Source organism: Burkholderia sp. BCC1977 (assembly GCF_905339595.1).
In the GTDB taxonomy this organism is placed as follows: domain Bacteria; phylum Pseudomonadota; class Gammaproteobacteria; order Burkholderiales; family Burkholderiaceae; genus Burkholderia.
Window position 1 is genome coordinate 35561 of sequence record NZ_CAJPGQ010000016.1, and the last position, 21181, is coordinate 56741.

At 68.9% G+C, this 21181-nt stretch carries 20 protein-coding genes and 1 pseudogene; 16 read left to right on the forward strand and 5 right to left on the reverse strand.

From position 1 onward, the window contains the following. Positions 1-102: 102 nt before the first annotated feature. Positions 103-1956 carry an ABC transporter ATP-binding protein gene (locus tag U5771_RS15580; RefSeq protein ID WP_322024801.1) on the reverse strand — a complete coding sequence of 618 codons (1854 nt, stop codon included), beginning with the start codon at positions 1954-1956 and terminating at the stop codon, positions 103-105. A gap of 390 nt (positions 1957-2346) precedes the next feature. On the opposite strand from U5771_RS15580, the gene U5771_RS15585 reads away from it, so the two are divergent. From U5771_RS15585 to U5771_RS15595, 3 genes are all read left to right on the forward strand, one after another. Beyond that, a complete protein-coding gene (locus U5771_RS15585; protein WP_322024802.1) occupies positions 2347-2718 on the forward strand; it encodes a CidA/LrgA family protein in 372 nt (123 codons plus the stop codon). Beyond that, entirely contained in the window at positions 2715-3449 is a 735-nt protein-coding gene (locus U5771_RS15590; RefSeq protein WP_322024803.1) for an LrgB family protein, read from the forward strand. The genes U5771_RS15585 and U5771_RS15590 overlap by 4 nt, the downstream gene beginning before the upstream one ends. Before the next feature lie 243 nt (positions 3450-3692). After that, positions 3693-4028, forward strand: a complete 336-nt coding sequence (locus tag U5771_RS15595; RefSeq protein ID WP_063553081.1) for a hypothetical protein — start codon at positions 3693-3695, stop codon at positions 4026-4028. A 120-nt stretch (positions 4029-4148) separates the two neighbouring features. Here the strand turns inward: U5771_RS15595 and wrbA are convergent, their stop codons facing one another. Further along, the gene (gene wrbA / locus U5771_RS15600) at positions 4149-4751 is read right to left on the reverse strand and encodes an NAD(P)H:quinone oxidoreductase (RefSeq protein ID WP_322024804.1); all 603 of its coding nucleotides are present in this window, start codon (positions 4749-4751) and stop codon (positions 4149-4151) included. A gap of 61 nt (positions 4752-4812) precedes the next feature. Beyond that, positions 4813-5538: a pirin family protein gene (locus U5771_RS15605; protein ID WP_322024805.1), complete on the reverse strand. Its 726-nt coding sequence runs from the start codon at positions 5536-5538 to the stop codon at positions 4813-4815. A 127-nt stretch (positions 5539-5665) separates the two neighbouring features. On the opposite strand from U5771_RS15605, the gene U5771_RS15610 reads away from it, so the two are divergent. The 9 genes and pseudogenes from U5771_RS15610 (at position 5666) to U5771_RS15650 (ending at position 14931) form a co-directional block, all read left to right on the forward strand. Then, positions 5666-6583 carry a LysR family transcriptional regulator gene (locus tag U5771_RS15610; RefSeq protein ID WP_322024806.1) on the forward strand — a complete coding sequence of 306 codons (918 nt, stop codon included), beginning with the start codon at positions 5666-5668 and terminating at the stop codon, positions 6581-6583. A gap of 71 nt (positions 6584-6654) precedes the next feature. Further along, positions 6655-7091: pseudogene (locus U5771_RS15615) on the forward strand (DUF4172 domain-containing protein); the annotation flags it as partial. Positions 7092-7403: 312 nt separating this feature from the next. Then, on the forward strand, positions 7404-8387 hold the full coding sequence (locus tag U5771_RS15620) for a lysozyme inhibitor LprI family protein (RefSeq protein ID WP_322024807.1): 984 nt from the start codon (positions 7404-7406) through the stop codon (positions 8385-8387). A gap of 315 nt (positions 8388-8702) precedes the next feature. Continuing rightward, entirely contained in the window at positions 8703-9116 is a 414-nt protein-coding gene (locus U5771_RS15625; RefSeq protein WP_059449243.1) for a DoxX family protein, read from the forward strand. A gap of 177 nt (positions 9117-9293) precedes the next feature. Next, on the forward strand, positions 9294-10238 hold the full coding sequence (locus U5771_RS15630; RefSeq protein ID WP_322024808.1) for an SDR family oxidoreductase: 945 nt from the start codon (positions 9294-9296) through the stop codon (positions 10236-10238). 477 nt (positions 10239-10715) lie between these two features. Then, the gene (locus U5771_RS15635; protein ID WP_322024809.1) at positions 10716-12065 is read left to right on the forward strand and encodes a reverse transcriptase family protein; all 1350 of its coding nucleotides are present in this window, start codon (positions 10716-10718) and stop codon (positions 12063-12065) included. 365 nt (positions 12066-12430) lie between these two features. Further along, positions 12431-12760: an H-NS histone family protein gene (locus U5771_RS15640; protein ID WP_322024810.1), complete on the forward strand. Its 330-nt coding sequence runs from the start codon at positions 12431-12433 to the stop codon at positions 12758-12760. 269 nt (positions 12761-13029) lie between these two features. After that, the gene (locus U5771_RS15645; RefSeq protein WP_322024811.1) at positions 13030-14277 is read left to right on the forward strand and encodes an MFS transporter; all 1248 of its coding nucleotides are present in this window, start codon (positions 13030-13032) and stop codon (positions 14275-14277) included. An 87-nt stretch (positions 14278-14364) separates the two neighbouring features. Continuing rightward, positions 14365-14931: a DNA-binding protein gene (locus U5771_RS15650; protein ID WP_322024812.1), complete on the forward strand. Its 567-nt coding sequence runs from the start codon at positions 14365-14367 to the stop codon at positions 14929-14931. Positions 14932-14951: 20 nt separating this feature from the next. Here the strand turns inward: U5771_RS15650 and U5771_RS15655 are convergent, their stop codons facing one another. Together U5771_RS15655 and U5771_RS15660 are read right to left on the reverse strand one after the other, a co-directional pair. Beyond that, positions 14952-15869: an NAD(P)-dependent oxidoreductase gene (locus U5771_RS15655; RefSeq protein WP_322024813.1), complete on the reverse strand. Its 918-nt coding sequence runs from the start codon at positions 15867-15869 to the stop codon at positions 14952-14954. 167 nt (positions 15870-16036) lie between these two features. Continuing rightward, entirely contained in the window at positions 16037-17302 is a 1266-nt protein-coding gene (locus tag U5771_RS15660; protein WP_322024814.1) for a LysR family transcriptional regulator, read from the reverse strand. A gap of 41 nt (positions 17303-17343) precedes the next feature. Here U5771_RS15660 and U5771_RS15665 point away from each other — a divergent pair, with 41 nt between their 5' ends. From U5771_RS15665 to U5771_RS15680, 4 genes are all read left to right on the forward strand, one after another. After that, on the forward strand, positions 17344-17622 hold the full coding sequence (locus tag U5771_RS15665; protein WP_322024815.1) for a hypothetical protein: 279 nt from the start codon (positions 17344-17346) through the stop codon (positions 17620-17622). A gap of 155 nt (positions 17623-17777) precedes the next feature. Next, positions 17778-18317, forward strand: a complete 540-nt coding sequence (locus tag U5771_RS15670) for a hypothetical protein (RefSeq protein WP_322024816.1) — start codon at positions 17778-17780, stop codon at positions 18315-18317. A gap of 78 nt (positions 18318-18395) precedes the next feature. Beyond that, a complete protein-coding gene (locus U5771_RS15675; protein WP_322024817.1) occupies positions 18396-19700 on the forward strand; it encodes a gallate dioxygenase in 1305 nt (434 codons plus the stop codon). A 126-nt stretch (positions 19701-19826) separates the two neighbouring features. Beyond that, positions 19827-21176 (forward strand): aromatic acid/H+ symport family MFS transporter, encoded by a 1350-nt coding sequence (locus U5771_RS15680; RefSeq protein ID WP_322024877.1) that lies wholly within the window; start codon positions 19827-19829, stop codon positions 21174-21176. Positions 21177-21181 lie beyond the last annotated feature (5 nt).

Genomic DNA, 21181 nt, shown 5'->3' on the forward strand with positions numbered 1-21181 from the left:
GTGCGGCAGCGCATTGCCGTATCGTTGCGTGCGCAACCGGTGACACGAGACGCGGCTTCGGGCAGCCGCGCGCGTGGCGAATGCCCGATGCGTCGGCGCGCGTTACTGCGCCGCCCCTTCCGCGTCGGCCGTCTCGCCGAGGAACCCGCCGCTCTGGTGCGCCCACAGCGCCGCATAGATGCCGCCTGCCTGCAGCAGCTGCAGGTGCGTGCCTTCCTCGACGATGCGTCCTTCGTCGAGCACGATCAGCCGGTCCATCGCCGCGATCGTCGACAGCCGGTGCGCGATCGCGATCACCGTCTTGCCGCGCATCAGGCCGTCGAGGCTGCGCTGGATCGCGACCTCGACTTCGGAGTCGAGCGCGCTGGTCGCTTCGTCGAGCACGAGGATCGGCGCGTCCTTGAGCATCACGCGCGCGATCGCGACGCGCTGCCGCTGGCCGCCCGACAGCTTCACGCCGCGCTCGCCGACCTCGACGTCGTAGCCGCTGCGCCCGTGCCGGTCGCGCAGCCGGTCGATGAAGTCGGACGCCTCCGCGCGCACGGCCGCGTCGTGCATGTCGCGCTCGGTCGCGTCGGGGCGGCCGTACAGGAGGTTCTCGCGCATCGTCCGGTGCAGCAGCGACGTATCCTGCGTGACCATTCCGATCGCCGCGCGCAGGCTGTCCTGCGTCACGTGCGCGATGTCCTGACCGTCGATCCGGATCGCGCCGCCGCCCACGTCGTAGAAGCGCAGCAGCAGGTTCACGAGCGTCGACTTGCCGGCGCCCGAGCGGCCGATCAGGCCGATCCGTTCGCCCGGCCGGATCGTGAGGTTCAGGCCGTCGAACACGGGCCGGTCGTTGTCCTCGTGCGCAAACTGCACGTTGTCGAACACGATCCCGCCGCGCTGCACCGCGAGCGGCCTTGCGTCCGGCGCGTCGACCACGCTGCGCACCTTCGTCAGCGTGTTGATGCCGTCCTGGATCGTGCCGACGTTCTCGAACAGCTCGGTCATCTCCCACATGATCCAGTGCGAATAGCTCGACAGGCGCAGCGCCATCGCGATCACGGCCGCGACCACGCCCGCGCTCGCTTCGCCGTGCATCCACAGGTAGAGCGCGAGGCCGGCCGAGCCGACCAGCAGCAGCGTCGACAGCAGGTGGTTGACGATCTCGAATGCGCTGACGAGCCGCATCTGCGCATCGCCGGTGACCTTGAACGCCTCCATCGCACGCCGCGCGTGGTCGGCTTCCCGGCGCGTGTGCGAGAACAGCTTCACGGTCGTGATGTTCGAATAGGCGTCGGTGATGCGGCCCGTCATCAGCGCACGCGCGTCCGCCTGCTGGCTGCCGACGTGACCCAGGCGCGGCACGAAGAACGCGCAGGCCGCGCCGTAGCCGAGCGCCCACAGCACGAGCGGAATCATCAGCCGCCAGTCGAAGCTCGCCGCGAGCGCGAGAATGCCGATCAGGTACGCGGCGACACCGATCACGACGTCGACCGACATGAACAGCGCATCGCGCACCGCGAGCGCGGTCTGCATGATCTTGGTCGTCACGCGGCCGGCGAATTCGTTCGCGTAGAACGACAGGCTCTGGTCGAGCATCAGCCGGTGAAACAGCCAGCGTAGCCGCATCGGGAAGTTGATCGCGAGCACCTGGTGCTTGACCATCGTATGCAGCGCGATCAGCAGCGCGCTGCCCGCGAGGATCGCCGCGAAGCCGGCGAGCGTGCCGAAGTGGCGGCCGCCGAAGTCGGCCGGTGTCGCCGACGACAGCCAGTCGACCACGCGCCCCATCATCGCGAACAGCGCGGCCTCGTAGGCGGCGAGCGCGGCCGAGGTCAGCGCGATCAGCAGGATCCAGCTGCGCGCGCCCTTCGTGCACGCCCAGACGAACGAGAAGAACCCTTTCGGCGGCGTGACGGGATCTTCGAGCGGGAATGTCGGCAAACGCCGTTCAAACCACGAAAACATTGAACCTTCTCCTTGATGCCGCACGGGCCGGCGGTCCGGCCGGTCGTGCGTGCTTCATGCGTGCCGTGCGGCGCGCGTTCGTTGTGAACGAATCCATGACGCGATCGGTGTGAGTGCACACGGCGCCTATCCGCGGCGGCCGCGCGGGTCGATCCGCCAGCGCATCCTAACGAGCGGGGATGGCGCCGTTTTCGCGTCGTTCGGCGGCAAGTTTCGCATCGATTCGATTCGGTTGCTTGGCGGTTGCCGGCGGTCGCGCGCCGCGCCCGCAGCCCGCCCCGCATCCATTGTTGGTACGATCGCGCGTATCGTCCACGCCGGCGTCGCATGCCGCCGGCCCATCGGCCGCGCGGCTGCACGGTCGACGGCCACGTTCGGGAGAAGCGGTTCATGTTGCAGGCGTTCGCGGTCTTGCTGACCTTCCAGTGTCTCGGGGAAGGGATGTCCTATCTGTTCGGGCTGCCGGTGCCGGGCCCCGTGATCGGCATGCTGCTGCTGTTCGGCTTCGTGATGTTGCGCCCGCGGGTGGCCGACGCGATCGAGCCGACCGCGCTCGAACTGCTGCGTCATCTGTCGCTGCTGTTCGTGCCGGCCGGTGTCGGCATCATGGTGTCGGCCGACCGCGTGCGCGGCGATGCGCTCGCGGTCGTCGTCGCGCTGGCGGTGAGCACGTCGCTCGCGATCGCCGTGACGGCGCTCGTCACGCGCGCATTGCTGCGGCGCCAGCGGCGCGCGGACGGCGCGGCGGAGGGCACGCAATGACGGCCTTTCCGAAACTCGGCGCGATCTGGGTCTACCTCGCCGCGACCCCGCTGCTCGGCCTGACGATCACGCTGATCGCGTACCTGATCGCACAGGCCGTGTATGCACGCGCGCGCTTCAATCCGCTCGCGAACCCGGTGCTGATCGCGGTCGCGCTGATCGTCGTGCTGCTGACGATCACGCACACGCCGTATCCGACCTATTTCGAGGGCGCGCAGTTCGTCCATTTCCTGCTCGGCCCGGCGACCGTCGCGCTGGCGCTGCCGCTGTACCGCCAGTGGTCGAAGCTGCGGCGCAGCGCGGTGCCGCTGCTCGTCGGGCTGCTGGCGGGCTCGCTGACCGCGATCGTGTCGGCGGTCGGCATCGCCGCGCTGTTCGGCGCATCGCACCAGACGATCGCGTCGCTCGCGCCGAAATCCGCGACCACGCCGATCGCGATGGCCGTCGCGCAGGCGATCGGCGGGATTCCGTCGCTGACCGCCGTGCTGGTGATCTCGACGGGGATCTTCGGCGCGGTGTGCGCACGCGCGATCCTGAACGCGCTGCGCATCGAGGAGCCGGCCGTGCGCGGTTTCGCGCTCGGCGTCGCGTCGCACGGGATCGGCACCGCGCGCGCATTCCAGGTCAGCGAAGAGGCCGGCGCGTTCGCGGGGCTCGGGATGGGGCTGAACGGCGTGCTGACCGCCTTCGTCGTGCCGATCCTGCTGCCGGTGCTGTCGCGCTGGATCTGAACGGCGCCGGGCCCCGGCGGCGCGCGATGCTATCGGTTTCCCTGATGGCCGTGCGTGCCGCGCCGGCCGGCGGGCGAGCGCCGCGCATGTATCGTTGCCGTTATCGGGAGAATTCAGGAACCGGCACGGACATTTGCGCAGCGATCGGCTAACGTTGCATCGGCGCCGTTGTCGCACGCCGACGTCCGTCGCGTGCGTATCGGCGTTCGATCCACAACCAACAATCGACAAGGAGATCCGGCCATGACGAAGTCTCGCGTGGTTTCGGTGGCAGTGGCAGTAACGGCGTCGTTCGGTCTGCTGTTGACCGCCGCGCCGGCGGCATACGCGCAGGATCCGGCGTCCGCACCGACGCAGAAGCAGCTCGACAAGGCGCAGAAGAAGGCAGCCCGCAAGGCGGCCCGCGCGCGCCACGCGAAGGACCTGAAGGCGATCGGCACGGGCACCGGCTACCGGCTGACCAACGACCAGAGCAACTATCCGCAGAACGCGGTGGAGAAGGCGCCCGCGACGAAGGCGGCGCCCGCACCTGCGCCGGCCGCACCCGCCGCGCCCGCCGCGCCGGCATCGGGCCAGTAACGCCCGGCGTTTGCGCGATGAAAAACGGCGCCGGGTCGACCGGCGCCGTTCGTTCTGGTGCATGCCGCGCACGCGGCACGCGCCGCGGTCCCGGGCTTGCCGGGACGGGCGGTACCCGCGTTACGACGCGAGCTTCGCGGCGAGTTCCGCGACGTGCTTGCCCTGGTAGCGCGCGATGTCGAGTTCGTTCGCGCTCGGCTGACGGCTGCCGTCCGCGCCCGCGAGCGTGGTCGCGCCGTACGGCGTGCCGCCCGTGATTTCGTTCATGTTGACGAGCCCGCTGCAGGCGTAGGGCACGCCCACGATCACCATCCCGTGGTGCAGCAGCGTCGTGTGGAACGACGTGATGGTCGTTTCCTGGCCGCCGTGCTGCGTGCCGGTCGACGCGAACACGCTGCCGATCTTGCCGACGAGCGAGCCCTTCATCCACAGGCCGCCGGTCTGGTCGAGGAACGTGCGCATCTGGCCGGCCATGTTGCCGAAGCGGGTCGGCGTGCCGAAGATGATCGCGTCGTAGCCCGCGAGTTCGTCCACGGTGGCGACGGGTGCGGCCTGGTCGACCTTGACGCCGATCGCCTTCGCCTGGTCGACGGGAATGGTTTCCGGCACGCGCTTGAGCGTGACCTCGACGCCGGGCACCGATTGCGCGCCTTCCGCGACGTGCTGCGCCATCGTTTCGACGTGCCCGTAGGACGAGTAGTAAAGAACGAGTACCTTGGCCATCTTGCGAATCTCCGATTAAGAAGGCCCCGCCTTCAGCGGGGCCTGATGTTCCGAACGGGCGTCATGCCCACTCGGCCGTCACTTCGACCGGACGCAGGTCGAATACCAGCACTTCGGCATCCTTGCCGTCGGCGAACGTCAGTGCCTGTTCGCCGCGGATGCGTGCGCCGTCGCCTTCGCCGAGCGTCACGCCGTTGACCGTCACGCTGCCGCGTGCGACATGCACGTAGGCGAAGCGGTCCGGTGCCAGTTCGAGCGTGGCGCGCTCGTCGCCGTCGAACAGGCCCGCGTAGATCCGCGTGTCCTGGCGGATCGTCAGCGAACCGCCGTTACCGTCGGGCGACACGATCGGCGTGAGCTTGCCGCGCTTGTCGGCTGCCGCGATATTCGTCTGCTGATAGCGCGGCTCGGCACCCTTCTCGGACGGCCCGACCCAGATCTGCAGGAAGTGGACGGGCGTCTCGTGCGAGTGGTTGAACTCGCTGTGACGCACGCCGGTGCCCGCGCTCATCAACTGGACGTCGCCCGGCACGATCACCGACCCGGTGCCCATCGAATCCTTGTGCTCCAGCGCACCGTCGAGCACGTACGACAGGATTTCCATGTCGCGGTGCGGGTGCGTGCCGAAGCCGCGGCCCGGCGCGACGCGGTCGTCGTTGATCACCAGCAGGTCGGAGAAGCCGACTTGCTTCGGATCGTAGTAATTCGCGAAAGAAAACGTGTGACGGGAGCTGAGCCAGCCATGCTCGGCACGGCCACGTTGGTTTGCTGCACGAGTCTCGATCATGATGTTGTCCTGGATGTCGCCGGACCTCGGAAGTGGGCCCGGCCGTTCGTTGAGATGAATCTTAGGTCAATCTATTTGACAAATAAATGGCCGTAGAGATAATGACTGTCGCTATGGAGTGGACAATATGGAACTCAACGACCTGAAGATCTTCGTCGCGACCGTCGATGCGGGCAGCTTCACGGCGGCGGCCGACCAGCTGATGCTGTCCAAGCAGTTCGTGAGCCGGCGCACGATGGCGCTCGAGGCGTCGCTCGGCGTGCGTTTGCTGCATCGCAACACGCGCAATCTCGCGGTCACGGAATCGGGGCAGGAGTTCTATGCGCGCGCGCAGCGGATCCTCGCCGAGGTCGCCGATGCCGAGCAGGCGATGTCGGTGCGCAGCACCGAGCTGCACGGCTCGCTGAAGATCAGCGCGCCGCTGTCGTTCGGGATCACGCACGTGTCGCCGTTGATCGCGGAATTCCTGTCCGCGCATCCGGCCGTGCGGCTGAACCTCGACCTGACCGACCGGCGCGTCGACCTGATCGGCGAGGGCTTCGACCTCGTGCTGCGGATCGGCGCGCTCGAGGATTCGACGCTGATCGCGCGCCCGCTCGGCGCGTGGAAGATGATCGCGTGCGCGAGCCCCGCCTACCTGAAACGGCAGGGCACGCCCGCGACACCGGCCGACCTCGCTGGCCATACGTGCCTGATGTACGGTCGCGAGCGGCGCGTCGGCTGGGAATTCCGGATCGACGGCGCGGCGCGCACGTTCGACGTGCAGGGCCCGCTCGTCGCGAACAACGGCGAAGTCGTGCGCGACGCGGCGATCGCGGGGCTCGGCATCGCGCTGCTGCCGCATTTCATCGTCGGGGCGGCGCTCGACAGCGGCGCGCTCGTGCAAGTGCTCGACGCGTATGCGCCGTCGCCGATCACGCTGAACGCGGTGTTTCCGCAGCACCGGGAAGGGTTCGTCACGCTGCGGACGTTCATCGCGTTTCTGGCGGAGCGGCTGGGGACGGCGGTGCCGGCGGCGAACGGCGGCGCGGGCATGCGGCGGTAGTGGAGCGGGCAGGCGGTGAATCGAAGCCTAATCTCCGCAGAATGTGCGGAGATTGTCGAGTCGTGCGGTAAGCGCGCGCGGATCGGAGCCCGCAGCGCTTCCATAGCCTGTCTGCGCAAATCCAGCGCGAGCGCACTGCGTATTGCGACGTGCTGGCGCGCACGCAGCGCGGTTCGCTGGACGTCACGGCATGGCTCGCGTGGTTTCTGGAGGCACTGGGCCGGGCCGTCGATCACGCGCACACGACGCTCGATGCGGTTCTGATCAAGGCGCGCTCCGGCAGCGATGTGCGGGCCTCGCGATGAACGAACGTCAGGTCAAGGTGATGAATCGCTTGCTCGATGGTTTCGAAGGGAAGCTGACGACCGGCAAGCGGGCCGCCCTCGCGAAGTGCTCGCAACACACGGCGCCGCGCGATATCGCGGAACTCGTCGCGCGCGGTGTGCTGCGTCGCTCGTCGTCCGGTGGCCGGAGCACGAGTGACGAACGGGTGCCATTCGACGGCTGACGCCTGCTCGCACTGCTGGCGTTCGCGAGCGTCGCCATCACGGCGCGGACAGGCAAGGCAAAGGCAGCGTGCGCGTGATCGGTGTGGATGGCGCGGTCGGTTCGCGTTACGCTTCGGCGGGCGGGGCGAGTGCCGCATGCCCCGCCGGGCATTTTTACCTCGAACGTTGCGGGCATGGCGTTTCTACAGGCCCGCGAACCAGCGACGATCCAGGCCATGACAACCAAGATCCGATCGAATGCTCGCACCGGCGAGCGAGGGCAAGCCGCGCGTCGCGGCCGGCAGGTGCGGCGCGCGAACCGGCGATCCGCCATGATATTCGCAATCCTGATGATCTCGCCGATCGCCGCGTGTGCGGCCGGCTTCGATTGCGCGAAAGCCGCTTCGCCGACCGAGAAGACGATCTGCGCGGACGCCGGATTGTCGTCCCTCGACGGCCAACTGGCGGCGGCGTGGAAGAAGGCGCTGGCGAAAGGCGGCGATACGGCCGCGCTGAAGGCCGCGCAACTGAAATGGCTCAGGCAGCGCGACCGCTGCGGCAACGACGCGCCGTGCCTCGGCGACCGCTATCGCGAGCGGCTCGCGAGCCTGAACGGCACGCCGCTCGCGGCCGATCGCTGGCAGCAGACGTGGTATCGCGACAGCGACAACCCGTCGTCCGGCGGCGTGCTGACGTTCACCGGCACGGCGCCGCGTCTTCATTTCGAACTGAGCGGCACCAACGGCGCAAATACCGGCGGACTCAGCGGCGATATCGAACTGCACGGCGACCGCGGCACGTTCCGCCAGGATCGATGCCGGCTCGATTTCAGCCGCAAGGGCGCGCGCGTGCAGGTCGCGCAGCAGGGCGGTGACGCCGATTGCGGCGCCGGTGCGGGCGTCGTGTACTCGGGCGACTACGTGACGGCGTCGAAGGCGCAGGCGAATCGGCCGGCGGATCTCGTGACGCTGAAGGTACTGACCGACGCACGGCAGAACGCGATCGCGCACACGCTGCTCGGCGCCGACTATCAGACGCTCGTCGACACGATCAATGTCAGCGCGGGCGAGCAGGATCTCGACGGCCTGAACGCCGGCGTGACGTCGTACTGGGTGCGCGGCATCGCGACGACGAACGCCGCGATCGTGATGCGCCGGGGTACCGATCTGTGGATCGGGCTGCTCGTGTTCGATGCGCAGGACAGGGTGCGGATGCGTTATTACTCGAACGTGCCGGCGTGGAAAAAGGCCGTGCCGAAGACCATTCGCGCATGGCACGACAATCTCGACAAGACCTATCCGATCGATTTGATGTGATCTTGCGGCCGGCGCGCCGATCGGCGCGTCCGCCACACATGACGCGTTTGTTACGTGACAATTGTCCACCATATCGAGACAGCCAATCTTGTTTTAACGGATTGATGATTCTTGGTGAGACAGTAGACTGCACCCGTGCTTCGCCAGAACCGCTCCGCAGCGCGCCACGACGGCGCGACCGGGCGGATTCTTCGGCAGCGGGCCGGCCGGCCCGCGGTTCGATCGTGCGAGGCGGGTTCGTTGTCGATCCGTGGGTTGCCGTTGCGGCGAACGTCGGCACCGAATGCGTCAAACCGTCAAATCAAGGTGATTGCTATGCGTTACGTTTCGCTGGAGTCGAAGAAGGACGAGCTGCTGTTGGCGGCTCGCGTGCTGATGATGATCCTGTTCGTGCTGTTCGGCTGGCAGAAGCTGAACGGTTTCTCGGGCACGGTCGCGTACATGGCGTCGACGGGTGCGCCGTCGCCCGAGCTGTCGGCGGTGATCGCGGTGGCGGTCGAGCTGGTCGGCGGTGCGCTGATCGCGGTCGGGTTCTATACGCGTCCGCTCGCGCTGGTGTTCGCGGTCTACACGCTCGCGACCGCGTTGATCGGGCATCGCTACTGGGCGCTGCAGGGCATGGATCAGTACCTCGCGATGATCAACTTCTACAAGAACATCAGCATCATCGGCGGGCTGCTGTTGCTCGCGGTGAGCGGACCGGGGCGGTATTCGTTCGACCGGAAGTAAGCGGGCGCGAGACAAGCGGGCGCGAGACTTCGCGCCGCACGACGGGCCCGGTGCGCGCAATCGCGCACCGGGCCTTGTTTCATCATCCGCACGTCGTCGACGTGCGATCGAAATCGACATCGGCCGCGTGTTCTCGGATAGATTGGGGGCCCTCATCCCCGTTCATCGTTGGCTACCGTGTCGCATCCGACCATTCTTCTCATCGGCGCGTCCGGCCTGCTCGGCCGTGCGGTTGCCGCATCGCTGTCCCGCGAATCGTCGCTGACGCTCGTCGCGACCATCCGGAACCCGGACACCGCGGGCGCACGGCGCCTGGCGTTGCCGCCGGAAAACGTCGCCCGGCTCGACGTCCTCGATCAGCCGGCGCTCGAATGTCTGTTCGACACCTGCCGCCCGGCCGCCGTGATCATCTGCGCTGCCGAACGCCGCCCGGACGTCTGCGAACGCGACCCCGCCGCCGCGCGCGCGATCAACGTCGACGCGCCGGCCCGCATCGGCGCGCTCGCCGCACGCTACGGCGCGTGGACGCTCGGCATCTCCACCGACTACGTGTTCGACGGCCAGGCCGCACCGTACCGCGAAGACGCCACGCCGAACCCGCTGAACATCTACGGCCGCACCAAGCTGGAAGGCGAGGCCGCGTTGCTCGCCGCATCGCCGCTGGCCTGCGTGCTGCGCCTGCCGTTGCTCTACGGCCCGATCGTCGACTGGCGCGAGTCGGCCGTCACGAGCCTCGTGCCGGCGATCGTCGCGTCCGCACGACCGGGCGCGGACGCGGTCGGCATGGACGCGTGGGCGATCCGCTATCCGACCTACACACCCGACGTCGCGGCGGTCATCCGCGACCTGACGCGGCGCCAGCTCGCGGGCTCGCCCGTCACGGGCATCCGTCATTGGTCGGGCGAGGAACCGATGACGAAATACGACATCGCGCAACGGATCGCGGCCGCGTTCGGCATCGACGCGGCGCTCGCGCGGATCGACACGCCGGCCGATGCGACGCCGCGACCGTACGATTGCCATCTGGATGCATCGCGCGTGCGCGCGCTCGGGATCGACCATGCGACGCCGTTCGCGACCGGGCTGCAAGCCGTGTTGCGCGACGCGCCGCCGCTGCCGTAAACGCGGCGCGTGCCGTGCGGCCGCAACGCGCGGCAGCGGCCATCGCCCGTGCATGGAAAGACGCGACACTGCGCAACATTCCCGTTTGGCAGGAAGCGTCGGGGCCGCAGGGCGGTGCGTCCGGATCGCCTGCCCTGACGCATTCGAAAAATCACGAGAGCAAGAGCGGGCCCATGCTGACACGTCTTCGTATCGGGTTCGATCACGCGCAGGCGTGCGCGCTGTTCGCGCGGCGCGCGTGAGCGTCGCGCGCGTCCCGCCATTTGACACCGCGCGCGCCGGGCCTTTAAAGTCGCGTCGCGGGGCGGTGGGTCAAGCACACCCCCGGAGCAGGCAGTCGATGTTCCAGGACTACGGGGCTACCCCGTGGATGAGACCGACACCCCGATGCGTCGCAAGAGCGCAGGTTGCGCGTTGCGCAACGACTGCTCTCGCAGCACCTGTCACGTTGACTCATCGTCCCGCCCATTCTTCTCCATGCACGCGTCCCGCTTCGATATAGCCCGCATGATTGCCGAAGCGATGCTGGCCGGCCCGCCCGACCGCGGCGGCCTGCTCGAGCGCATCGCGACCGTGCTCGGTGCCGCACCGCCGTGGGTGAACGAACTCGCGGATCACGCGATCGCGCACTTCGGCGCGCACTGGACCGACGTCGATACCGATCTGCTGGCCAGCGCGCTGGCCGATACGCCGGCCTTCATGGTCGCGTGGTACGGCAATCACCGGCCGGTCGCGATGCGCATCGTGCGCCGGCCGCCGGTTCAGCGGCCGTTGCCGCCGCGGCTCGCCGGCGTCGACGTGCCGCAATGGCCGACGTGCGGCGACCTCGCGAGCTGGCTCGGCATGAGTGCGCCCGAACTCGACTGGCTGTCCGACCGCTGGCGCGTCGACGCGCGCGGCAGCGACTCGCCGCTGCATCACTACACCTACGCGGGCTACGACAAGCGTCGCGGCGGCTGCCGCCTGATCGAGATCCCGAAGGGCCGGCTGCGCGACGCGCAGCGCCGCATCCTGCACGGGCTGCTCGACCGGATTCCGCCGCACGACGCGGCACACGGTTTTCGCAAGGGGCGCGGGATCGTGTCGTTCGCCGCGCCGCATGCGGATCGCGACGTCGTCGTCCGTTTCGATCTCGCGGACTTCTTCGTGTCGGTGCGTGCGGCGCGGGTCCATGCGCTGTTCACGACGCTCGGGTATCCGGCCGAAGTCGCGCGGACGCTGACCGCGCTGTGCACCAACCGAGTGCCGTCGGCACGGCTGCTCGCGCCCGACCTGCGCGACCGGTTCGACTGGACCGGCCGCCAGCGCTACCGCAACCGCCACCTGCCGCAGGGCGCGCCGACCTCGCCGGCGCTGGCGAACCTGTGCGCGTTCCGCCTCGACATGCGGCTCGCCGCGCTCGCGCGTTCGCTCGACGCGACCTACACGCGCTATGCGGACGATCTCGCGTTCTCGGGCGGCGGTGCGCTCGCACGCGAGGCCGAGCGGCTGCAGGCGAGGGTCGCCGCGATCGCCCTCGAGGAAGGCTTCGCGCTGCAGCTGCGCAAGACGCGCGTGATGCGGCGCGGCGTGCGGCAGCAACTGGCCGGCGTGGTCGTCAATCGTCATCCGAATCTGGCGCGCGACGAGTTCGATGTCCTGAAGGCCATCCTGACCAACTGCATCCGCCACGGACCGGCGTCGCAGAATCGCGCCGCGCACCCGGATTTCCGCGGACATCTGGCCGGACGCGTGGCCCATGCAAGCGCGCTGAACGCCGCCCGCGGCGCGAAGCTGCATGCGCTGTTCGCGCGGATCGCGTGGGACGGGTGCAGCTTTCGCACGTAAACCGCCGCGCCGGCGCCGACGCTCGCCAGCCAAAGCCGGCGAGTGTGCGCCGGACCGCAAAAGTCCTCAAACATGACGGATGCGCACTGCTATCATTCGCGCCATGCCGCGCCTGTGCCAGGGGGCGGCGCCCGGTGGCGAGGCGGTCGCCGCCGACGGCTCGCCGCGCGTTCGAACGCGGCGCGTCACGTGTTGCGTGCCGATGCCGTGCGGCTTTCGACGGTGGCGTTGCTTGCGGCACAGTTCGACGACTTGCAGGTCCAGGCAAACAAGTCACATATCGCAACACAGATTGGCGGAACTTCGTGATAGGTTCGGCCATCGGAGTTTTTTTGAATAAAAACATGCCCAAAGAGGATGAATACATGACCCAGGCCCTGCAGGAACTCGAAGCACAACTTCGGGACCTGAACATCAAGCTGTCGGAAGCCAAGCAGAAGGAGAAGCAAGCCGCACTCGCGGCATTCAAGCAGCAGGTCGAGCTGTTGGGCATCACGCAGCAGGAAGTGCTGAGCGCCCTCGGCTACATCGTCCAGCGAAAACGCAAGGCGCCCGCCAAGTATTACGATCCGACGACCGGCCGCTCGTGGTCGGGCCGCGGCCCGCGACCCAAATGGCTCGAAGGCCGGGATCTCGATACGCTGCTCGTCGACCGCGAGGCCAAGACCTGGTGGCCCGGGGACGATCAGGGCTGAGGCAGCACCGCACCGGCACCGCGCTGGTGCCGCCGGTGCCATTCAACCTGCGACGCCGGCCACGCAACCCCCGCTTCATCCCTTTCTTTCGGTGTCCCGCCTGATTGCGCGATCGCCGGCTTCAACATCTTTCAAATTCATTACCGCCGCTGCCTGCTTCCGTTCCCGGAAGCGGGCAGCGCGGCGCTTTCCGCGTGCGCCCGCGCGCCGGCCCGTCTTGCGCGGGAACAGGCTTTAGAATGTCGCCCGGACATTTCCGGCAGGACACCATGGCAGCAAACATGAAATCTTCGGCGCTCGGCGATCCGGCGGCGCCGCGCGCGGAGCAGGTCGGGGCGTACGCGTGGAAGGCGCTGGCCGGCTCGGCGATCGGCTACGCGATGGACGGCTTCGACCTGCTGATCCTCGGCTTCATGCTGCCGGCGATCACCGCGGCTTTGCAACTGACGCCCGGGCAGGGCGGCGCGCTCGTCACGTGGACGCTGATCGGCGCCGTCGCGGGCGGCATTCTGTTCGGTGCCCTGAGCGACCGCTACGGCCGCGTGCGTGTGCTGACCTGGACGATCATGCTGTTCGCGGTGTTCACCGGCCTGTGTGCGTTCGCGCAGGGCTTCCGGGATCTGCTCGTGTATCGGACCATCGCGGGCATCGGTCTCGGCGGCGAGTTCGGGATCGGCATGGCGCTCGCGGCCGAAGCGTGGCCGGCGAGCAAGCGGGCGCGCGTGTCGTGCTACGTCGCGCTCGGCTGGCAGGCCGGCGTGCTGCTGGCCGCGCTGCTGACGCCGCTGCTGCTGCGTCATATCGGCTGGCGCGGGATGTTCGTGGTCGGCGTGCTGCCCGCGCTGCTCGCGTGGGCGCTGCGCAACCGGCTGCACGAGCCGGAAGTCTTCGTGCAGCGCGCGACGCAGCCGCGCGCCAACGCGTTCCGGATGCTCGTCGCCGACGCGCGCACCGCGCGCACGAGTCTCGGCATCGTGATCCTGTGTTCGGTCCAGAACTTCGGCTACTACGGGATCATGATCTGGCTGCCGACCTTCCTGTCGAAACAGATGGGCTTCTCGCTGACGAAGTCGGGGCTGTGGACGGCGGCGACCGTCGTCGGGATGATGATCGGCGTGTGGACGTTCGGGCAGCTCGCCGATCGCATCGGCCGCAAGCCGACGTTCCTGCTGTACCAGCTCGGCTCGGTCGTGACGGTCATCGCCTATGCGCGCCTGTCGGACCCGACGGCGATGCTGTGGGCCGGTGCGCTGATGGGGATGTGCGTCAACGGGATGGTCGGCGGCTACGGCACGCTGATGTCCGAAGGCTATCCGACCGCCGCGCGCGCGACCGCGCAGAACGTGCTGTGGAATATCGGCCGCGCGGTCGGCGGCTTCGGGCCGGTGGCGGTCGGCGCGCTGGCCGCGCGCTACTCGTTCCAGACGGCGATCGCGTTGCTCGCCGGCCTCTACGTGCTCGACATGGTCGCGACGCTGTTCCTGATCCCCGAGCTCAAGGGTGTCGAACTCGAATGACGACGCGCGGTGCGCGGCCGGGTTTCGTGACCTGTGACCCGGCGCCACGCCGCCATGCCATTCAACGATTCATCACCGGAATTCACGATGCAACGCAACAACCGAACGATCGGCGTGATGGGCTCGGGCAAGGAGCCGTGGCGCGCGTTTTCCGAGCCGCTCGGCACATGGCTCGCGCAGGCCGGCTTCAACCTGCTGACGGGCGGTGGCCAGGGCGTGATGCAGGCGGTCGCGCGCGCGTTCACCGGCGTGCCGGAACGGGCCGGCCGATCGATCGGCATCGTGCCGACGCAGGCCGATCCGCACGCGGGCTTCGTGCCGCTCGACGGCTACCCGCATCCGTTCGTCGAGATCCCGATCCTCACGCCGCTGCCGCGCCGCGAACCGGGCGTCGCGCCGAATACCGTCAACCGGAACTACGTGAACGTGCTGAGCAGCGACCTGATCGTCGCGCTGCCCGGCGGGCACGGGACGGCCGAGGAGATCGCGCTGGCACGGCGCTGGCGCAAGCCGCTCATCTGCCTCGGGCCGGACGGCGCGTTTCGGGAGCTCGCCGCGGGTGCGACGTGCACGTCGTCGCTCGACGACGTGATCCGGTTCATCGACGCAGCGTTCGCGCCGGCGCTGCCGCATGGGGCGCAGGCGCGGCGATAGGGGCGTTCCGCGGGCGCGCGTCAGTCGCCGGGTGCGGATTCCGACGGCGGCCGGTCATCCAGCCGGTCGAGCACCCGCCGCCAGTCGAACGGCAGCAGCGCGTCGTAATCGAGCCCGCGCGCGGCCATCCTGTCGACGAATGCATCCTGCACGCGGGCACATGCATCGCTCATCTCCGGTGCGACGCCGCCTTCGCGCAGCGTGTCGCACACTTCGCGCATTTCCGCCGCGCGCCGGCGGCCGTGCTCGGCGACGCGGCCGATCAGGTAGCCGGGCAGGTCGGGCAGCGTCGCGAACGTGTCGAGGGTCTGCCGCAGCGATGCGAGCACGAGCGCGTCGGCGCCGTATGCGCGGGCCGCACCCAGGCATTCGACGGTCAGCGCCTCGATCCCCTTGATCATCACGCTGCGGCACATCTTGGCCGCCGACGCCACGCCGACGCGGGTCGACACGGCCTGCGCGGCGAAGCCGAGTGCGTTCAGCTCGCGCGCGACCGCTTCGGCCGCCGGGCCGGCCAGCAGCATCGGCACGGCGAGGCCGTGCGGCGGCACGGGCGCCATCACGGCCGCTTCGACGTAGCGGCCGCCGACGGCTTCGATGAGCCGCTGGCCGTGCTGCTTCAGCGCGGGCGATACCGAGTTGATGTCGATGAAGGTCTGGCCCGGGCGGATGCGCGTGGCGACCGCCGCGGCGACTTCCGCGTCGGACGATGCCGTGACGGCGGACACGATCCAGCGTGCGTCGCGGATCGCGGCGGCGAGCGTCGACGCGGCTTCGACGTGCAGGCGCGCGGCCTTGTCGCGCATCGCGGGCGCCGACCGGGCGTCGTCGAGCTGCCGGTCGTACATCGTCACGCGCACGTCGCGGGCGGCCAGCGCGCCGCCGAGCAGGCCGCCGGCTTCGCCGAAACCGATGAAGGCAATCGCCGGGTCGATCATGCGTGTCGCTCCTCGAAAGGGGGATGCGCGGGCGGGCCGGGCGGTATCGCGATGCCTGATGGCGGCGTCGCGCGTCGCGCCGGGTGCCGAGCCACGTTTGATCGCATTGTGGGGCAACGGATGCGCCGGCCGCGATGCGAATCGGGCGCGACAGCCATGCGCTTTCCTTATCGCGCAGCGGTAGCGGTAGCAGCGGTGGCGTGCGGTGTACGCGCGACCTCGGTCGCGACGATGCGAAGCGCGTCGATCAACGCACGCGCGGCCGGCGACGGCGGGCTGCCGGCGCGCGTCATCAGGCCGATGTCGCGGGTCGTTTCGCGCATCGGCACGTCGAGGACGGCCAGCAGCCCCGCTTCGCATTCGTAGTGCAGCTGCTGCGCGGACAGCACCGCGAGCATGTCGGTGTGCAGCAGCAGCCCGCGAATCACCGCGAGGTCGGCGCTCTCGACCGTCGGCATCGGCGGCTTCAGCTTCATGCGCCGGAACAGCGATTCGAACAGGCCGCGCGCGGGCGAATGGCTGCGCGGCAGGATCCATTGCGCGGCGGCGAGGCTCGCGAGCCCGAGATTGCGCACGCCGGCGAGCGGGTGATCGTGCCGCGCGAGCACGACGAGGTTCTCGGACATCAGGCGCTCGTTCTCGAGGTCGCTCGCCGGATCGCTCGCGCGCAACGCGCCGAGGATGAAGTCGATGTCGCCCGCGCGCACGCCGGCGACGAGCGCCTCGTACGCGCTTTCGTCGGTGATCACACGCACCTTGGGGAACCGCGTGACGACGCGCGCGACCGCTTCGGGCAGCATCAGCGTGCGGCCGAGCGGCAGCGCGCCGACGGTCACGACACCCTGGATGCTGCCGTGCAGCGCGGCGACGTCGTCGGCAACGTGCCGCAATTCGTTCAGCGCGCGCCGCACGTGCAGCAGGAACGTCTCGCCGTCGGTCGTCAGCAGCAGGCCGCGCGGATGACGATGGAACAGTGCGAAACCCGCGCCGCTCTCGAGAATCCGGATCGCGCTGCTGACGGCCGGCTGCGTGACGCCGAGCGTGCGCGCCGCGCTCGGCATGTGCCGGTGCCGCGCGAGCGTCGAGAACAGCTGGAGCCGCCGCGTGTTGAGCAGGTAAGCGGGCAGGCCGCCTTCGACCGATGCGCGGCGGCGCGACTGCCGCAGCGCACACCAGTTCGCGAGCGCGCCGAGTTCGGCGAACACGCGCTCGCCGCGTTTCAGCACCGCGCGCCCGACCGGCGTCGCGAGCATGCCCGACGGCTTGCGGTCGAACAGCGGTTCGCCGAGGGCCGTTTCGAGTTCCTGCACCGCGCGCGTGACGGCCGACTGCGCGCGAAACAGCGTGGCGGCGGCCCGGCTCACGCTGCCTGTTTCGGCAACACGCTGCACCGCGTACAGGCAGGCGAGGTTCGGAAGTTCGGTGTCGTCCATGGGTCGGTCGGGCGGTGGGCGCCGCGGCGGCGAGCGCGCGCATGACAGGCTTGCAATTGCGCGGCCTGCGCCAGCGGCGAAGCGGGTTGACCGACTTTACCGGAACGGCGGCGGCGGAGCTTGCGTCGTGCTTATCCGCCTATCTGTTTTGTTTATCGGTGATGAATCACGCGGAGACGGGTTCCGACCTGCGACCCGGCGCGCGTCCACGCGCGAGCGCCATATCCGGCGGGCGTTCCGGGCATCGGCAGGGCGGTCCGCATGCTGGCTCAAAGCTCGCCGGGCATGCCGCTTCGTCGAAATTCAAGGGTTTACCTTGACTGTCTCGCACGGCCACCGAATGAGTAATTTCGATCCCGGGGACCGCAAGCACGCGGTTGCCGGCGCATCGGGCCGCCATCTGATTCATTGTTCGTCCGATCACAACGGACGTCGCGCGGCGCGCGGCGCCGGCATTCACGAGCGAGGCAGCGTAATGGGACAGCAGCACATCATCGGGGCAGGCGGATCGGCGGACGCGGCGCCGGGCAGCACGACGTTGGCCGACACGGTACGCGCGGGGATCCGCGGCGGCCTCGCGGGGGCGGTGCTGATCTGGGTCTACGAGGCGCTCGTCTGGGTCGGCGCGCAGCACCTGATGCCGCTCGCCGGCATTCCGCGCAACGCGACGGGGCTCGTGTTCGGCAAGGCCGCGCAGGACGCGCTGGGCATCGGCGCGTACTTCATCGGCACTGCGATCCACTTCGCGTTCGCGCTGTCGTGGGGCATCGTGTTCGCGGCGATCTGGCCGTGGTTTCGCCGGCGCGGTTTCGAGGCGACGTTCGTCGCGCTGTTCTTCGCGATCGTCGCGTGGATCGTGATGCACGCGCTGATCATGATCGCGTCGAGCAATCATCCGAACTATTTCGACCCGAACGTGATCATCGGCGGGTTCATGTCGCATTTCGTGTTCGCCGTTCCGCTCGCGCTGGTCGTCAAGCGCAGCCTGGCGCCGCAGCCGCCCGGCCGCGCGTAGCGAGCGAACCCGCACGCATTCAATCAGTGGCGGACGGCGCGGCCGGCCCGCCTTCGAGCATCACGAAGGAGTTTTGGCATGGCACGGATTATCGGAGGCATCGCGGCCTCCCACACGCCCACGATCGGGTTCGCGTTCGACAAGAACAAGCATGACGACCCCGTCTGGGCACCGATCTTCGAGAACTTCGCGCCGCTGACCGCGTGGCTCGCCGACAAGCGTCCCGACGTGCTGCTGTTCATCTACAACGACCACGTGACGTCGTTCTTCTTCGATCACTACTCGGCGTTCTCGCTCGGCGTCGGGCCGCAGTGGCATCCGGCGGACGAGGGCGGCGGCGCGCGCGACCTGCCGCCGATCGCCGGCCATCCGGCGCTGGCCGCGCATATCGGCCAGTCGCTGATGGCCGACGAGTTCGACATGTCGTTCTTCCAGAACAAGCCGCTCGATCACGGCTGCTTCTCGCCGCTGTCGGTGCTGTGCCCGCACCGGCCCGACTGGCCGGTGCAGCTCGTGCCGCTGCAGATGGGTGTGCTGCAGCTGCCGGTACCGTCCGCGCGCCGCTTCTACCGGCTCGGTCAGGCGCTGCGGCGTGCGATCGAGAGTTATCCGGAGGACCTGCGCGTCGCGATCGTCGCGACCGGCGGGCTGTCGCACCAGGTGCACGGCGAACGCTCGGGCTTCAACAATCCCGAATGGGACGCGCGCTTTCTCGACCTGCTCGAGCGCGACCCCGAGCGCCTGGCCGGCATGCCGCTCGCCGAATACGCAACGCTCGGCGGCTTCGAAGGGGCCGAGGTCGTGATGTGGCTCACGATGCGCGGCGCGCTGCCCGCGGGCGTCGCGTGCCGCCACCGCAGCTACTACCTGCCGTCGATGACGGGCATCGCGACGGCCGTCTACGAGCCGGCCGACACCGACGTCGACGAGGCGGCGGCCGAACGCCATCGGCAGCGGATGGCGGCCGAGCTCGCCGGCGTCGAGCAACTGCCGGGCACCTATCCGTTCACGATCGAGCGGGCCGTTCGCGCGTACCGGATCAACGACTACCTGCACCGGATGATCGAGCCCGCGCATCGCGCGCAGTTCATGAGCGACCCCGCGGCGAGTTTCGACGCCGCGGGCCTCAGCACGGAGGAGCGCGACCTGATCGGCCGGCGCGACTGGCTCGGCCTGCTGCGCTACGGCGTGATCTTCTTCCTGCTGGAGAAGCTCGGCGCGGTGACGGGCGTATCGAACCTGCATATCTATGCGGCGATGCGCGGCGAATCGCTGGAGGATTTCCAGCGCACGCGCAACGCGCCGGGGGCGCTGTACTCGGTGGCCGGCAAGAGCGCCGGGCCGTTGGGCTGGGATGACGCGGGCAAGCCGCGCAACACGTAACGCGTGACGCAGGCGCGCGCGGGATCGCGGCGCCTTCGAAACCGGAAATTCCGTATCGCATCGAGACATATAAATAGGATGACGAATCGATTGGTCGATCGTCGCCAAGGAGACAGGAGAGTCATGATGGCAAGTGAAAAGACAATCGACATCAAGGCGTTCATCGACGAGCGGCCGGTGTCGCGCTACCAGTGGCTGCTGGTCGTGCTGTGCTGCCTCGTCGTGATCGCCGACGGGATGGACGTCGCGATCATGGGGTTCGTCGCGCCGTCGGTGATTCGCGACTGGGCGATCTCGCGGCCGGAGTTCGGCCTCGTGATGAGCGCGGCGCCGATCGGTCTCGTGATCGGCGCGCTGCTGGCCGGCCCGAGCGCCGACCGGTTCGGGCGCAAGCGCGTGCTGATCGCGTCGGTGTTCCTGTTCGGCGTGTTCACGATCGCGACCGCGCACGCGCACTCGCCGTTCGAGATGGCGATGCTGCGGCTGCTGACCGGTATCGGTCTCGGCGCGGCGATGCCGAACACGACGACGCTGCTGTCGGAGTACGCCCCGCAGCGGATGCGCGCGCTGATGATCACCGTGATGTTTACCGGCTTCAACCTCGGCTCGGCACTGATCGGTTTCGTCGCCGGCTGGCTGATTCCGCTGCACGGCTGGCGCTCGGTGCTGCTGTTCGGCGGCACGCTGCCGCTGCTGCTGATCCCGCTGCAGCTGTGGCTGCTGCCCGAATCGGCGCGGCTGCTGGCCGTGCGCGGCGCACCGTCGCAACGCGTCGGCGCGCTGCTGAACCGCGTGTGCGGCGGGCAATTCAGCGGCAACGAGACGTTCGTGTCGAACGAGCCGCCGCTGCCGACGCGCAAGCCGATCGGCGTGCTGTTCTCGCAAGGCTATGGACGCGTGACGCTGTCGCTGTGGATCACCTACTTCATGGGGCTGCTGGTGATCTATCTGCTGACCGGCTGGCTGCCGACGCTGATCAAGGATGCGGGCCTGTCCGTCAGCACGGCGGCGAACGTGACCGCGATGTTCCAGATCGGCGGCACGATCGGCGCGATCGGCGTGGGCTGGCTGATGGACCGCGTGCGGCCGGCGCCGGTGATCGGCGCCGCTTATCTCGGCGGCGGGCTGTGCGTGGCCGTGCTCGCGTGGGCCGGTGCGCTGTCGTCGTCGCTCGCGTTGCTGGTGTTCGCGGCCGGCTTCTGCATGAGCGGCGCGCAGACGGGGTTGAACGCGTACGCGCCGGGACGCTATCCGACCGTTGCACGCGCAACCGGCGTGAGCTGGATGCTCGGGATGGGCCGCTTCGGCAGCATCTTCGGCTCGGCGATCGGCGGCGCGCTGCTCGGCGTCGGCTGGAAGTTCGACGCGATCCTGTCGATGCTCGCGGTGCCCGCGACGCTGGCCGCGATCGCGATCATGACGACGCAGCGGGCTGCCGAGCCCGAACCGCGGGAACTCGAAAACCCGGCGCACTGACGCAC

What these genes read in the sequence shown, in the direction of transcription:
- U5771_RS15580 (WP_322024801.1), bottom strand. Translation starts at nt 1,956, where the DNA reads ATGTTTTCGTGGTTTGAACGGCGTTTGCCGACATTCCCGCTCGAAGAT.
- U5771_RS15585 (WP_322024802.1), top strand. Translation starts at nt 2,347, where the DNA reads ATGTTGCAGGCGTTCGCGGTCTTGCTGACCTTCCAGTGTCTCGGGGAA.
- U5771_RS15590 (WP_322024803.1), top strand. Translation starts at nt 2,715, where the DNA reads ATGACGGCCTTTCCGAAACTCGGCGCGATCTGGGTCTACCTCGCCGCG.
- U5771_RS15595 (WP_063553081.1), top strand. Translation starts at nt 3,693, where the DNA reads ATGACGAAGTCTCGCGTGGTTTCGGTGGCAGTGGCAGTAACGGCGTCG.
- wrbA (WP_322024804.1), bottom strand. Translation starts at nt 4,751, where the DNA reads ATGGCCAAGGTACTCGTTCTTTACTACTCGTCCTACGGGCACGTCGAA.
- U5771_RS15605 (WP_322024805.1), bottom strand. Translation starts at nt 5,538, where the DNA reads ATGATCGAGACTCGTGCAGCAAACCAACGTGGCCGTGCCGAGCATGGC.
- U5771_RS15610 (WP_322024806.1), top strand. Translation starts at nt 5,666, where the DNA reads ATGGAACTCAACGACCTGAAGATCTTCGTCGCGACCGTCGATGCGGGC.
- U5771_RS15620 (WP_322024807.1), top strand. Translation starts at nt 7,404, where the DNA reads ATGATATTCGCAATCCTGATGATCTCGCCGATCGCCGCGTGTGCGGCC.
- U5771_RS15625 (WP_059449243.1), top strand. Translation starts at nt 8,703, where the DNA reads ATGCGTTACGTTTCGCTGGAGTCGAAGAAGGACGAGCTGCTGTTGGCG.
- U5771_RS15635 (WP_322024809.1), top strand. Translation starts at nt 10,716, where the DNA reads ATGCACGCGTCCCGCTTCGATATAGCCCGCATGATTGCCGAAGCGATG.
- U5771_RS15640 (WP_322024810.1), top strand. Translation starts at nt 12,431, where the DNA reads ATGACCCAGGCCCTGCAGGAACTCGAAGCACAACTTCGGGACCTGAAC.
- U5771_RS15645 (WP_322024811.1), top strand. Translation starts at nt 13,030, where the DNA reads ATGGCAGCAAACATGAAATCTTCGGCGCTCGGCGATCCGGCGGCGCCG.
- U5771_RS15650 (WP_322024812.1), top strand. Translation starts at nt 14,365, where the DNA reads ATGCAACGCAACAACCGAACGATCGGCGTGATGGGCTCGGGCAAGGAG.
- U5771_RS15655 (WP_322024813.1), bottom strand. Translation starts at nt 15,869, where the DNA reads ATGATCGACCCGGCGATTGCCTTCATCGGTTTCGGCGAAGCCGGCGGC.
- U5771_RS15660 (WP_322024814.1), bottom strand. Translation starts at nt 17,302, where the DNA reads ATGGACGACACCGAACTTCCGAACCTCGCCTGCCTGTACGCGGTGCAG.
- U5771_RS15665 (WP_322024815.1), top strand. Translation starts at nt 17,344, where the DNA reads ATGACAGGCTTGCAATTGCGCGGCCTGCGCCAGCGGCGAAGCGGGTTG.
- U5771_RS15670 (WP_322024816.1), top strand. Translation starts at nt 17,778, where the DNA reads ATGGGACAGCAGCACATCATCGGGGCAGGCGGATCGGCGGACGCGGCG.
- U5771_RS15675 (WP_322024817.1), top strand. Translation starts at nt 18,396, where the DNA reads ATGGCACGGATTATCGGAGGCATCGCGGCCTCCCACACGCCCACGATC.
- U5771_RS15680 (WP_322024877.1), top strand. Translation starts at nt 19,827, where the DNA reads ATGGCAAGTGAAAAGACAATCGACATCAAGGCGTTCATCGACGAGCGG.